Origin of the sequence: Mesorhizobium sp. M1143 (genome assembly GCF_040318435.1) — a bacterium.
GTDB lineage: Bacteria > Pseudomonadota > Alphaproteobacteria > Rhizobiales > Rhizobiaceae > Mesorhizobium.
This window is the reverse complement of the sequence record NZ_JAMYMJ010000011.1, coordinates 25444-38506: the sequence shown is the minus strand read 5'-3', so window position 1 is coordinate 38506 and position 13063 is coordinate 25444. Positions and strand designations below refer to the sequence as shown.

At 63.5% G+C, this 13063-nt stretch carries 11 protein-coding genes; all 11 read left to right on the top strand.

Annotated features, from left to right (window positions below; genetic code table 11):
• The first annotated feature begins 225 nt into the window (after positions 1 to 225).
• The 11 genes from NKH35_RS11135 to NKH35_RS11085 all read left to right on the top strand — a co-directional run bounded on the left by NKH35_RS11135 (position 226) and on the right by NKH35_RS11085 (position 13060).
• Positions 226 to 1284, top strand: a complete 1059-nt coding sequence (locus NKH35_RS11135) for a LacI family DNA-binding transcriptional regulator (protein ID WP_352914498.1) — start codon at positions 226 to 228, stop codon at positions 1282 to 1284.
• Positions 1281 to 2297, top strand: a complete 1017-nt coding sequence (locus NKH35_RS11130) for a Gfo/Idh/MocA family protein (RefSeq protein ID WP_023820638.1) — start codon at positions 1281 to 1283, stop codon at positions 2295 to 2297. The genes NKH35_RS11135 and NKH35_RS11130 overlap by 4 nt, the downstream gene beginning before the upstream one ends.
• A complete protein-coding gene (locus NKH35_RS11125) occupies positions 2294 to 3895 on the top strand; it encodes an acyl CoA:acetate/3-ketoacid CoA transferase (protein ID WP_023747126.1) in 1602 nt (533 codons plus the stop codon). Before NKH35_RS11130 ends, NKH35_RS11125 begins: the two co-directional genes overlap by 4 nt.
• A complete protein-coding gene (locus NKH35_RS11120) occupies positions 3888 to 4664 on the top strand; it encodes an enoyl-CoA hydratase/isomerase family protein (RefSeq protein ID WP_023671185.1) in 777 nt (258 codons plus the stop codon). The genes NKH35_RS11125 and NKH35_RS11120 overlap by 8 nt, the downstream gene beginning before the upstream one ends.
• A 10-nt stretch (positions 4665 to 4674) precedes the next feature.
• Positions 4675 to 6186: an aldehyde dehydrogenase family protein gene (locus tag NKH35_RS11115; RefSeq protein ID WP_352914573.1), complete on the top strand. Its 1512-nt coding sequence runs from the start codon at positions 4675 to 4677 to the stop codon at positions 6184 to 6186.
• 59 nt (positions 6187 to 6245) lie between these two features.
• Positions 6246 to 7499, top strand: coding sequence for an ABC transporter substrate-binding protein (locus NKH35_RS11110; protein ID WP_352914494.1), 1254 nt, complete (start codon positions 6246 to 6248; stop codon positions 7497 to 7499).
• A gap of 252 nt (positions 7500 to 7751) precedes the next feature.
• Positions 7752 to 8702, top strand: coding sequence for a carbohydrate ABC transporter permease (locus NKH35_RS11105; protein ID WP_352498621.1), 951 nt, complete (start codon positions 7752 to 7754; stop codon positions 8700 to 8702).
• Positions 8699 to 9658: a carbohydrate ABC transporter permease gene (locus NKH35_RS11100; RefSeq protein WP_023814627.1), complete on the top strand. Its 960-nt coding sequence runs from the start codon at positions 8699 to 8701 to the stop codon at positions 9656 to 9658. Before NKH35_RS11105 ends, NKH35_RS11100 begins: the two co-directional genes overlap by 4 nt.
• A gap of 20 nt (positions 9659 to 9678) precedes the next feature.
• Positions 9679 to 10794, top strand: a complete 1116-nt coding sequence (locus NKH35_RS11095; RefSeq protein ID WP_352914489.1) for an ABC transporter ATP-binding protein — start codon at positions 9679 to 9681, stop codon at positions 10792 to 10794.
• Between the two features lie 5 nt (positions 10795 to 10799).
• Positions 10800 to 12302: a GMC oxidoreductase gene (locus NKH35_RS11090; RefSeq protein ID WP_023695637.1), complete on the top strand. Its 1503-nt coding sequence runs from the start codon at positions 10800 to 10802 to the stop codon at positions 12300 to 12302.
• The gene (locus tag NKH35_RS11085) at positions 12299 to 13060 is read left to right on the top strand and encodes a 3-ketoacyl-ACP reductase (protein ID WP_352914486.1); all 762 of its coding nucleotides are present in this window, start codon (positions 12299 to 12301) and stop codon (positions 13058 to 13060) included. The genes NKH35_RS11090 and NKH35_RS11085 overlap by 4 nt, the downstream gene beginning before the upstream one ends.
• Positions 13061 to 13063 lie beyond the last annotated feature (3 nt).

The window sequence follows — 13063 nt, the reverse complement described above, 5'->3', positions numbered from 1 at the left end:
AACCTCCGTTTTCGGCATCCTATAAATGGAACGTTCCAATAAATCAAGAACCTTTATGATTGTGGCGATTGAACCGGTCCAAATGCCAAGAAGGCTAAGAGTCCTTGCTAGGAACCACATTCATCACCTTTTCGACCTCCGCAAGAATCCCGATTGACTCTCGGTTGGCAGAGTGATTAGAACGTTCCAATAGATTTGCCCATCTAAGCGGAGGAAACCACCGACATGGCCAGCCGGGCCAAGGCAACGATCCTGGACATCGCCCGCGAGGCTGGTGTGTCCAAATCGACGGTGTCGCTTGTGCTGCAAGGCTCAGGGCTGATCCGGCCTGAAACCGCGGTCAAGGTTCGCAAGGCGATCGAGGATGTCGGCTATGTCTACAACCGCGGCGCCGCCAATCTGCGCAAAGCCCATTCCAACGTCATCGGCATGGTCATCAACGATCTCACCAACCCCTTTTTCGCCGAGCTGGCGGTCGGCATGGAGCGCGTCTTCCAGTCGGCCGGCATCGTGCCCTTCATCGCCAACACGGCGGAGAACCCGGTGCGCCAGGAAGAAGTGCTGAAGTCGCTGATGGAACAGGGCGTCGCAGGCCTGATCGTGTCACCGGCACGCGGCACCACGCCGGGCGCCTTCCGTCGCCTCGAGATGGCGGGCGTGCCGGTCGTCTTCGCCATGCGCCGCCTGCCGGACAGCCGCCTCCCGGTGATCGCTCCTGACAACCATCGCGGCGCGTATCTCGCCGCCGCCCATCTGATCGGCAAGGGCCATCGCCGGCTGGCCTTCTTCGGCGGCACCTCCGACCTGGTCGTCTATCAGGAGCGCCTGGGCGGTTTTCGTGAAGCTTGCGAAACATTGGGCATTGCCAGGCGCGACGTGCTTGTCGTCGAAGGCGAGACCAGCCGCAGGGGCGGCATCGCGTGCCTGGAAACCGCCCTTGCCATGGCCGAGCCGCCGACGGCGGCACTGTGCTTCAACGATGCCGTCGCCTTCGGCGTCATGCTGGCGCTGCGCAAGCGCGGGCTGGAGCCCGGCGCGGACTTTGCCGTCGTCGGCTTCGACGACGTGGTCGAGGCCGAGCATTATATGCCGGCGCTGACCAGCGTCTCGGTGGACACACCCGGCCTCGGCGAACGCGCCGCCCACGTCATGCTGAAGATGATCCAGTCGCGCATCACGCATGCCGAGGACCATATCGGCGCCGTCAATCTGGTCGTCAGGGACAGCTGCGGTCCCGATCGCGGCACCCAGGACACATCAGCAGGAATGGGAGACGCGGCATGAGCGTCAAATGGGGACTGATCGGCGCCAGCACGATCGCCAAACAGTTCATGATCAACGCCATTCGCGCGCAAGAGGGTGGCGAAATATCAGCGGTGATGAGCTCCAGCCCGGAGCGCGCCAAGACCTATGCCGATGAACACAACATCCCGCTTGCCGTCTCGACGCTCGATGACCTGCTCAGCGCCGACATCGACGCCGTCTACATCTCGACCACCAATGAACTGCATCTCGAACAGGCGCTGGCCGCGATCGACGCGGGAAAGCATGTTCTGTGCGAAAAGCCGCTGGCGCTGAACAGCGCCGACGCGCGCACAATGGTCGCCGCCGCCAAGGAAGCCGGTGTCGTGCTTGGCACCAATCATCATCTGCGCAATGCCGGCGCCCACCGCGCCATGCGCGACGCCATATCAGCCGGCCATATCGGCAAGCCGATTGCCGCGCGCGTCTTCCATTCCGTCTATTTGCCGGAAAACCTGCAGGGCTGGCGCATTACCAAGCCTGAGGCCGGCGGCGGCGTGGTGCTCGACATCACCGTGCATGATGCCGACACGCTGCGCTTCGTGCTCGGCGACGACCCGGTCGAGATTTCGGCCTTCACCCAGTTGGCCGGCATGGCCGGCAGCGGGCTGGAAGACGGTGCCATGTGCATCTGGCGCTTCAGGTCCGGTTTGATTGCCCAGTCGCATGAAGGCTTCACAACCAAGTTCGCCGATACCGGCTTTGAGGTGCATGGTTCCGAAGGTTCGCTGATCGCAAAAAATGTGATGACGCAGAAGCCAGTCGGCTCGGTGCTGCTACGCACCGCCAAAGGCGAGGAAGAACTGAGCTTCGACCGAGAAGACCTCTACGCCAGGTCGCTGCGCCAGTTCCATGCCGCCATGCGTGGAGAAGGCCAGCCCTCCGCCACCGGCGAGGACGGCGTCTGGTCGCTGGCGTCGGCCGAAGCAGCGTTGCTGTCCGGGAAATCCGGCAAGGCGGTTGCCATCGAGCCGAAACTCGGGAGCGCCAAGTGAGCAAGCTCGTCTCCGCTCAGCAGGCCGCCAACCTCATCAAGGACGGCATGACCGTGTCGGTCTCGTCGTCGAGCGGGCTCGGCTGCCCGGACGCCGTGCTCGCCGCCATCGGCGGGCGCTTCGACGCGGAAGGCCATCCGAAAAATATCACCACGCTGCACCCTATCGCCGCCGGCGACATGTATGGCATCAAGGGCATCGACCATCTGGCCAAGCCCGGTTTGTTGAAGCGCACGCTCTGCGGCTCCTATCCCTCGGGCCCCTCCTCGTCCGAGCCGCCGCAGATCTGGAAGATGATCGGCGACAATTCGGTCGCCGCCTACAATGTGCCGTCGGGCATCCTGTTCGACATGCACCGCGAGGCCGCCGCCAAGCGGCCGGGCGTGCTGACCAAGGTCGGCCTTGACACTTTTGCCGACCCGCGCCACCAGGGCTGCGCCATGAACGCGGCTGCAAGCGAGCCGATCGTCTCGGTGCAGCAGTTCGACGGCGAGGAATGGCTCTATTTCCGCTCGATCGTGCCCAACATTTCGATCATCCGCGCTACCACCGCCGACGAGCGCGGCAACCTGACCTATGAACATGAGGGCGCCTATCTCGGCGGCCTCGAACAGGCGCTTGCCGCGCGCAACAATGGCGGCATCGTCATTGCGCAGGTCAAGCGCGTCGTCGAGAACGGCACGCTGAAGCCGCATGACGTGCGCGTGCCCGGCGTGCTGGTAGACCACATCGTGGTGGCGCCGGACCAGTTGCAGACGACGCTGACGCCTTACGACCCGGCGATTTCGGGCGAGATCTTCCGCCCGCTGTCAAGCTTTCGCAACGCCGAAATGAACATCCAGAAAGTAATCGCGCGCCGCGTCGCCATGGAGTTGCGCGATGGCATGGCCGTCAATATCGGCTTCGGCATCTCGGCCAATGTGCCGCGTATCCTTCTCGAGGAAGGCCAGCACGGCAAGGTCACCTGGGTGATCGAGCAGGGCGCGGTCGGCGGCGTGCCGCTGCTCGACTTCAAGTTCGGCTGCGCTTCCAACGCCGAGGCGATCATGCCCTCGCCGCACCAGTTCATCTATTTCCAGGCCGGCGGCTTCGATGCCTCGCTGCTCTCCTTCTTGCAGATCGACCGCCATGGCTCCGTCAACGTGTCGAAACTCTCGGCCCGGCCACATGTCACCGCCGGGGCCGGCGGCTTTGTCGACATCACGGCACGGGCGAAAAAGATCGTCTTCTCCGGCTTCTTCAATGCCGGCGCAAAACTGTCGCTCGCCGATGGCGGCATCCGCATCGATGCAGAAGGCAAGGTCAAGAAGGTGGTCAACGAGGTCGAACACATCTCCTTCTCCGGCAAGCGCGCCGTCGCGCAAGGGCAGGACATCACCTACGTCACCGAGCGCTGCGTGATGAAGCTGACGCCGGACGGTCTGATGGTGACGGAACTGGCGCCCGGCATCGACCTCGAACGCGATGTGCTGGCGCAGTCAGAGATTCCGCTCGGCATCGCCAACGATCTCAAGGTCACGCCGGCGGCTCTCTATCAGGACCGGCCGATCGGCCTGTCGCTGAATGGTGGCGCTTCGCTCGGAGGCGCGCATGGCTGAGCGCCTCGTCACCTTCGAGCAGGACGGCGCCATCGGCATCGTCACGCTGCGCCGGCCGGAGAAGTTCAACGCGCTGGACATTCCGATGCTGCGCGCGCTCGAGACAGCGCTCGACGAAGCCGAAATGGCTGAAGGCGTGCGCGTCGTGCTGATCCGCGGCGAAGGCAAAGGCTTTTGCGCCGGCGGCGACGTCGAGGCCTGGGCACAAATGAGCGCTGCCGACTTTCAGGTGCAATGGGTGCGCTACGGCCACCGTGTCTTCGACCGACTGGCGCGGCTGCGGCAGCCGACCATCGCGGTGCTTTCCGGCCATGCGCTGGGTGGCGGGCTGGAGCTGGCGGTCGCCTGCGACTTCCGTGTCGCCGAAACGCAGGTGAAGCTCGGCTTTCCCGAGACATCGATCGGCGTCGTCCCCGGTTGGTCCGGCACGCAGCGCGCCGTGCGCCGCTTTGGGGCCCAGATCGTGCGCCGCATGGCACTCGGCGGCGAGCTCTTTGCCGCCTCCGACGCGCTTGCCCTCGGCGTCGTTGACCGCGTGGTCGAGACCGGCCAGGCGCTGGCAGAGGCCAGGACTTGGGCCGAAAAAATCGCCGGGCGCGGGCCGCTCGCAACCGAAGCCGCCAAGCTGATGATCGCAGTCGCCGAAGGCGAGGAAAGTGCGGCCGCCACCGAGGCGCTCGCCAGCGGCTTCGTTGCGCTGACCGGCGACCTCAAAGCCGGCGTGAGCGCCTTCAAGGCCAAGCAGAAGCCGGCCTTTTCAAGATCCTAGAGAAAGCATGATGAACGCACCGCTCAACATTTCCATGCCGGCCGAGGCGTCCAAGGCGCCGAAGGCTTACAAGCTCCTGATCGACGGCAAGCATGTCGATGCCCGTGACGGCCGCACGATTGCGCGCAACAGCCCCGGCCATGGCTTCACCGTTTCGCGCTATGCGCAGGCCGGCGAGGCCGAGGTGGAGGCGGCCATGCAGGCCGCGCACAAGGCATTCGAGACCGGCCCGTGGCCGCGCACGAAGGCGGCCGAGCGCGCCGCGATCTTGCTCAAGACGGCTGACCTGATCGAGGCCCAGCTCGAAGACATCGCCCGCCTCGATGCGCTGGAACCCGGCAAGCCGATCGCCCAGGCGCGCGGCGAGATCGGCGGCGCCGTCGACATCTGGCGCTATGCCGCCTCGCTCGCCCGCACGCTGCACGGCGAGAGTTACGCCAATCTCGGCGACGCCATGCTGGGCGTGGTGCTGCGCGAGCCGATCGGCGTCGTCTCGATCATCACCCCGTGGAATTTCCCGTTCCTGATCGTCAGCCAGAAACTGCCCTTCGCGCTCGCCGCCGGCTGCACCGCGGTGGTCAAGCCGAGCGAAATGACCTCGGCCTCGACCTTCGTGCTCGGCGACATCCTGATGCAGGCCGGCCTGCCCGCGGGCGTCGTCAACATCCTGGCCGGCCTCGGCGCCGATGTCGGGGGGCCGATGGTCAGCCATCCGCTGGTCGAGATGGTGTCGTTCACCGGCTCTACCCGCGTCGGCAAGATGACCATGGCTTCCGCCGCGCAGTCGCTGAAGAAAGTCTCGATGGAGCTCGGCGGCAAGAACGGCCAGATCGTCTTCCCCGATGCCGATCTCGAGGCGGCCGCTGACGCAGCAGTGTTCGGCGGCTTCTTCAACGCCGGCGAATGCTGCAATGCCGGCAGCCGGCTGATCGTGCATGAAGCCATCGCCGACGATTTCCTCTCCACTGTCAAGGCCCTGACCGCCAAGGTAACGGTCGGCGACCCACTCGACGACCGAACCAAGGTTGGCGCGATGATTTCCGCCGACCATCTGACCAAGGTGGCGGATTACGTCGTGGCGGCAGCAAAAGACGGCAGCAATGTCTATACCGGTGGCGGCCAATTGGCGTCCAATGCCGGCCAGTACCTCGATCCGACCATCATCCGCGGCGTTACCGAAGACATGGCTATTGCGCGCGAGGAAGTGTTTGGCCCGGTGCTCTCCGTGCTGACTTTTGGATCGATTGAAAAGGCGTTGCACATCGCCAACAACACGCCCTATGGTCTGTCTGCAGGGGTGTGGAGCGCCAGCATCGACACTTGTATGTCGGTGGCGCGTGGTGTGCGTTCGGGGACCGTTTGGGTGAACACATTCATGGAAGGCTTTCCCGAGTTGCCATTCGGGGGCTACAAGCAGTCCGGCATCGGACGCGAACTCGGCAAACGCGCTGTCGAGGATTATACCGAGGAAAAGACAATCCAGTTTCATCGCGGCCAGCGCACCGGTTGGTGGGTCGGCTGAGTTTGGAAGAACCCGGTGGGGCTTCCACCGGTCGTGTAATGCAACAAGGGAGGTAGAACATGTTGCGCAAACTGCTTATCGGAACGGCTCTGGCGACGGCCTTTGCTTTCTCGGCCCATGCCGAGGACGTCAAGGAAGTGCAGATGCTGCATTGGTGGACGTCGGGCGGCGAAGCGGCTGCTCTCAACGTCCTCAAGGGCGACCTTGCCAAGGAAGGCTATGCCTGGAAGGACGTGCCGGTGGCCGGTGGTGGCGGGGGCGCCGCCATGACTGCGCTGAAGGCGATGGTCGCGGCCGGCAATTACCCGACCGCGTCGCAGATGCTCGGCTACACCGTGCTCGACTATGCGGCGGCCGGCGTGATGGGCGACCTGACCGAGACGGCGAAGAAGGAAGGCTGGGACAAGTCGGTTCCGGCAGCCCTGCAGAAGTTCTCCGTCTATGACGGCAAGTGGGTCGCTGCTCCGGTCAACGTCCACTCCGTCAACTGGCTGTGGATCAACAAGGCGGTGATGGACAAGATCGGCGGCACCGAGCCAAAGACCTTCGACGACTTCGTCGCCCTGCTCGACAAAGCCAAGGCGGCTGGCGTCATTCCGCTCGCCCTTGGCGGCCAGAACTGGCAGGAAGCCACCATGTTCGACTCGGTCGTGCTGTCGACCGGCGGACCTGAGTTCTACAAGAAGGCCTTCAACGACCTCGACGACGAGTCCCTCAAGTCGGACACGATGAAGAAGTCGTTCGACAACCTCGCCAAGCTCGTCACCTATGTCGACCCGAACTTCTCGGGCCGCGACTGGAACCTTGCCACCGCCATGGTCATCAAGGGCGATGCCCTGGTGCAGGTGATGGGTGACTGGGCCAAGGGCGAGTTCAACGCCGCCAAGAAAACGCCGGGCACCGACTTCCTGTGCTATCGCTTCCCGGGCACGGAAGGCTCGGTGGTCTACAACTCCGACATGTTCGGCATGTTCAACGTTCCGGACGACCGCAAGGCCGCCCAGGTCGCGTTGGCCACCGCCACCCTGTCGAAGAGCTTCCAGTCCGCCTTCAACGTCGTCAAGGGTTCGGTTCCCGCCCGTACCGACGTTCCGGACACCGACTTCGACGCGTGCGGCAAGAAGGGCATCGCCGACCTGAAGGCTGCCAACGAAGGCGGCACACTGTTCGGCTCGCTTGCCCAGGGCTATGGCGCGCCTCCGGCGGTCGCCAATGCCTACAAGGACGTCGTTTCGAAGTTCGTCCACGGTCAGATCAAGACCTCGGACGAAGCCGTGACCGAACTGGTCAAGGCAATCGACGACGCCAAGTAAGCGCTGGCCAGCAAGACACCTTCCCCGCTTCGGCGGGGAAGGTTCGCCTCAGGATTGGCCGGCTGGCGCAATTCCAGGAAAAGTGTGAGCGGTTTTCCGGCCGGAATTGCGTGAAAGAAAGAGTTAGAGAGGTTCGCCGTTTCCGTGAAACGGTGAAACCCTTTTGAACACCATGCCGACCAGAGACCCGTATGCACGGGGCCGCCTTGCCGCCTGACGGCAGGCACGGACGACCCGAACGGGAGGAGCCCTATGAGCAGTGTAGCGACAACCCAGATCAAGCTGACGCCCGAGCGGTCTCGCCCCTCCGTGCGCGCGCGACTGCAGGACGCGCTGCCGAAGATTGTGCTGGCGCCGAGCTTCGCCATCACCATCGTCTTCGTCTATGGCTTCATCCTGTGGACGGTCTATCTGTCCTTCACCAATTCCAAGACTTTTCCGTCCTATGTCATCACCGGACCGCGCGCCTACCTACGGCTATGGGGCTGGACGTTCGACTCCGACCCGCCATCGAGCTGGTACACGTCGATCGTCAATATGGGCATTTTCGGTTTTCTCTACATCACCATCTGCCTGGCGCTCGGCCTGTTCCTGGCCATCCTGCTCGACCAGAAGATCCGCGGCGAAGGCGTGCTGCGGCCGATCTATCTCTACCCGATGGCGCTGTCCTTCATCGTCACCGGCGTCGCCTGGAAATGGTTCCTCGACCCGGGCCTCGGCCTCGAACAGACATTGCATCAATGGGGCTGGACAAGCTTCCATTTCGACTGGATCAAGAACAAGGATTTCGTCATCTACACGGTGGTCATTGCCGGCGTCTGGCAGGCCTCCGGCTTCATCATGGCGATGTTCCTGGCCGGCCTGCGCGGCATCGACGGCGAGATCATGAAGGCGGCGCAGATCGACGGTGCCACCACCTTCCAGCTCTATCGCCGCATCGTCATTCCGCTGCTGCGGCCAATCTTCCTGTCGGCCTTCATCGTGCTCGCCCACCTCGCCATCAAGTCGTACGATCTGGTGGTGGCGCTGACCAGCGGCGGCCCCGGTGGCTCGGCCTGGCTGCCGTCCAACTTCATGTATGAGTACACCTTCAAGCGCAACGAAATGGCCGTCGGCTCGGCCAGTGCCGTGATCATGCTGATGACCATCGTCGCCATCATCGTGCCTTATCTCTATTCGGAACTGCGGGAGAAGCCGCGATGAGCGCTGTCGCCACCCCTGCCCGTCCCGCTGCTTCCCGACAGGCCTCCGGCGGCATCAGCACCAAGACCCTCAACCGCATCGTCATCTACGGGCTTCTGGCGCTGTTTGCGCTGTTTTATCTGATGCCGCTGTTCGTCATGCTGGTGACCTCGTTCAAGACCATGGACGAGATCCAGAACGGCAACATGCTGGCGTTGCCCAAGGCGCCGACCTTCGACCCGTGGCTGAAGGCCTGGGGCGAGACCTGCGTCGGCCTAACCTGCGCCGGCATCAAGGGCTATTTCTGGAACTCGATCAAGATGGTGGTTCCAGCCGTACTGATCTCGACCATGCTCGGCGCGCTCAACGGCTACGTCTTGACCAAATGGCGTTTTCGCGGCGCCACGCTGGTGTTCGGGCTGATGCTGTTTGCCTGCTTCATTCCGTTCCAGTCGGTGCTGCTGCCGATGGCGACCATCCTCGGCAGCCTGGGACGTTTCGGCGTGAAGCTGCAGAATGCGACGGGTACGACCTTCGGTCTCGGCAATCCGACGGTCAACCTGGTTTTCGTCCATGTCGTCTACGGCATCGGCTTCACCACGCTGTTTTTCCGCAACTATTACGAGGCGTTCCCGAACGAACTGATCAAGGCGGCGCAGGTCGACGGCGCCTCCTTCTTCCAGATCTTCCGCCGCATCATGCTGCCGAACTCGATGCCGATCTTCGTCGTCACCGTCATCTACCAGTTCACCAACATCTGGAACGACTTCCTGTTCGCTTCGGCTTACGCCGGCACAGGCGACTCCATGCCGATGACGGTGGCGCTCAACAACGTCGTCAACACCTCGACCGGCGTCGTCGAATACAACGTCAACATGGCGGCCGCGATGATCGCGGCTCTGCCCACCCTGATCGTCTACGTCGTCGCCGGCCGCTATTTCGTGCGCGGGCTGATGGCTGGCGCGGTCAAGGGCTGATCAATTCGGAAGGAACGACCATGGCTTTTCTGGAAATTGATGGGCTGAAGAAGCGCTTCGGGAATGTCGAGATCCTGAAGGGCATCGATGTCGAGCTCGAAAAGGGCGGCTTCCTGGTGCTGGTCGGCCCGTCCGGCTGCGGCAAGTCCACCTTGCTCAACACGATTGCCGGCCTGGAGCAGATCACCGAGGGCGAAATCCGCGTCGACGGCCGCGCCATCAACGATCTGCACCCATCCAAGCGCGACATCGCCATGGTGTTCCAGAGCTATGCGCTCTATCCGAACATGACGGTGGCCGGAAACATCTCCTTCGGCATGGAGATGCGCGGCGTGCCGGCCGACGAACGCCAAAAGGCGATCGACAAGGTGGCCAAGGTCCTGCAGATCGGCCACCTCCTGCAGCGCAAGCCGAGCCAGCTTTCCGGCGGCCAGCGCCAGCGCGTCGCCATGGGCCGGGCACTGGTGCGCGACCCCAAGCTGTTCCTGTTCGACGAGCCTTTGTCCAACCTCGACGCCAAATTGCGCGTTGACATGCGCATCGAGATCAAGCGCCTGCATGCCACCACCGGCACAACCATCGTCTACGTCACCCACGACCAGATCGAGGCGATGACGCTGGCTACCAAGATCGCCGTCATGCGCGACGGCGAGGTGCAGCAGTTCGGCACCCCGGCCGAGATCTACAACAACCCGACCAATTTGTTCGTCGCCGACTTCATGGGTTCGCCAGCGATGAACCTGATCCCGGCGACCATTGCCACGTCGGGCAATGCGCTGTCCGTCGTGTTGGAGCGCGAGGCGCGCGAGCCGATCACGCTGCCGATGGCCAACGCGCCGGCGGGTCTTTCGGCATTCCAGGGCAAGCCGATCTTCTTCGGGGTGCGCCCGGAAGCGCTGACCGATCCGGAAGGTGCGGAACGCAACGCCTCCAACATTGCCACTGCCGACCTGCACATCGAAGTGGTCGAGCCGGCAGGGTCCGACACGTTCGCGGTGACCAACCTCGGCGGCAAGGGCGTGGTGGCGCGGTTGCGGGCCGACGCCAACATCCAGCCGGGCACCAGCATGCCGCTCGCCTTCAACCTGACCAAGGCCGTGTTCTTCGATCCGGCGACCGAACACCGCATCCGCTGATCGAGATGGTCAGCCCCGATATCGTCATCATCGGCTCCGGTATCGGCGGCGCTACGATCGCATCCGGCCTGGCGGGCAGCGGTGCCTCGATCCTGATGCTGGAGCGCGGCGAGCCCTTGACGGCAACGCCGCATGCCCGCGACACGCGCTCCATCTTCGTCGACGGCCACTACCGTCCGAAGGAGATGTGGCGCGAGGCCGGCGGCGGCGCCTTCAACCCCGGCAATTACTACTATGTCGGCGGCAATTCGAAATTCTACGGCGCGGTGCTGATCCGCTACCGCAAAGAGGATTTCGCCGCCATGGAGCACTTCGGTGGCGTCTCGCCGGCATGGCCGTTTTCCTACGATGAATTCGAGCCTTGGTATTCGAAAGCCGAGCAGCTGTTTCGCGTCCGCGGCTCACTCGGCGAGGATCCGACCGAACCGTTCCACTCGGTCCCCTATGCCTTCAAGCCGGTGCCCGACGAGGCGCCGATTGCGCGCGCCCGCGCCGAGTTGAAAGGCCTCGGCCTGCATCCGGCCTCGCTGCCGCTAGGCGTCGACATCGACACCTGGCTGAAAGAGGGCAAGACCGGCTGGGACGCATTCCCCAACACCGCCCAGGGCAAGGTCGATGCGCAGACCGGACCGCTGACGGCTGCACTTAAGGACAGCAATATCCGGCTCAAAACCGGCTGCCATGTCGAATATCTCGAAGCGTCGTCCGACGGCAAAAGCATCGCTGCCGTTCACTACCGTCAGAATGGCGAGCTGAAGAAAGTCGCGCCGAAGCTGGTCATCCTGTCCGCCGGCGCGGTCAATTCCGCCGTCATCCTGCTGCGCTCGCCTTCACCAGATGGCAAAGGCCTCGCCAACAGCTCCGACCAGGTCGGCCGCAATTTCATGAACCATAATTCGAGCGCCATGCTGGCGATCGATCCGCGCCGCAGGAACGACAGCGTCTACCAGAAGACGCTTATGCTGAATGACTACTATCTCTCCGACGGCAAAGGCGGCAAGCCGCTCGGCAACGTCCAACTGCTCGGCAAGATCGACGGCAACATGTTGAAGGCCAACGTCAAACGCGTGCCGAAATTCGCGCTCGATTACATGGCCGGTCGCGCCGTCGACTGGTATCTGATGTGCGAGGATCTGCCCGATCCGGAAAGCCGCATCATGGTCGACGGCAAGGACATCGTCATGCAATGGCGGCGCTCCAACATGCAGTCGCTGGACGGGCTGACCAAGGTGATGCGTGAGAACTTCCGCGCCTGCGGTTATCCCATCGTGCTGTCGCGTCCCTTCGACAAGCGCACGCCCTCGCACCAGTGCGGCACGGTGAAAATGGGCGACGATCCGGCGACGTCGCCGCTCGACCCTTTCTGCCGCGCCTTCGACCACCCGAACCTGTTCGTTGTCGACGCCAGTTTTTTGCCGAACTCGGCCGCCGTGAATCCGGCGCTGTCGATTGCGGCACAGGCGCTGCGCGTGGCCGAGCATATTCGCCGAACGGACCTCGCGGCATGACCCGCCCCGCAGCAATCGTCACCGGCGGTGCGCGCGGCATTGGGCTCGCCTGCGCCGAGGCGCTGGCCGGGGACGGCTTCGACATTTTGATCGCCGACCTTGCCGAACAAGCGCCGGACGAACTGGCCGCCAACATCACCGCACGGGGTGCGGAGTTCGCCTATGTCCGTTGTGATATCGCCAACCTCGAGGATCACACGGCCCTCGTCGACGCCGCCATACGTGCCTTCAGCCGCATCGACTGCCTCGTCAACAATGCCGGCATCGGCGCCGTGGTGCGCGGCGATCTGCTGGAACTGACGCCCGAAAACTTCGACCGTGCGCTCGGCATCAATCTGCGCGGCACCGTATTCCTTAGCCAGGCCGTCGCCAAGGCGATGCTGGCGGCTCCCAGCAATCATCCGCGCTCGATCATCACCATCACCTCGGTCAGCGCCGATATGGCCTCGCCGGAACGCCCCGACTACTGCATCTCGAAAGCCGGCCTTTCGATGTGGGTGAAGAACCTGGCGCTACGGCTTGCGCCGGAAAACATCGGCGTGTTCGAACTGCGGCCCGGCATCATTCGCACCGACATGACCGCGAGCGTATCAGCCAAATACGACGCGCTTATCGACAGCGGCCTGGTGCCGGCAAAACGCTGGGGCGAAGCATCGGACATCGGCGCCGTGGTGGCGACGCTTGCCGCCGGCAAGCTCGGCTTTTCCACAGGCTCGATTATCAATGTCGACGGCGCGCTCTCCGTGCCTCGACTGTAGGTG

What these genes read in the sequence shown, in the direction of transcription:
- NKH35_RS11135 (WP_352914498.1), top strand. Translation starts at nt 226, where the DNA reads ATGGCCAGCCGGGCCAAGGCAACGATCCTGGACATCGCCCGCGAGGCT.
- NKH35_RS11130 (WP_023820638.1), top strand. Translation starts at nt 1,281, where the DNA reads ATGAGCGTCAAATGGGGACTGATCGGCGCCAGCACGATCGCCAAACAG.
- NKH35_RS11120 (WP_023671185.1), top strand. Translation starts at nt 3,888, where the DNA reads ATGGCTGAGCGCCTCGTCACCTTCGAGCAGGACGGCGCCATCGGCATC.
- NKH35_RS11115 (WP_352914573.1), top strand. Translation starts at nt 4,675, where the DNA reads ATGAACGCACCGCTCAACATTTCCATGCCGGCCGAGGCGTCCAAGGCG.
- NKH35_RS11110 (WP_352914494.1), top strand. Translation starts at nt 6,246, where the DNA reads ATGTTGCGCAAACTGCTTATCGGAACGGCTCTGGCGACGGCCTTTGCT.
- NKH35_RS11105 (WP_352498621.1), top strand. Translation starts at nt 7,752, where the DNA reads ATGAGCAGTGTAGCGACAACCCAGATCAAGCTGACGCCCGAGCGGTCT.
- NKH35_RS11100 (WP_023814627.1), top strand. Translation starts at nt 8,699, where the DNA reads ATGAGCGCTGTCGCCACCCCTGCCCGTCCCGCTGCTTCCCGACAGGCC.
- NKH35_RS11095 (WP_352914489.1), top strand. Translation starts at nt 9,679, where the DNA reads ATGGCTTTTCTGGAAATTGATGGGCTGAAGAAGCGCTTCGGGAATGTC.
- NKH35_RS11090 (WP_023695637.1), top strand. Translation starts at nt 10,800, where the DNA reads ATGGTCAGCCCCGATATCGTCATCATCGGCTCCGGTATCGGCGGCGCT.
- NKH35_RS11085 (WP_352914486.1), top strand. Translation starts at nt 12,299, where the DNA reads ATGACCCGCCCCGCAGCAATCGTCACCGGCGGTGCGCGCGGCATTGGG.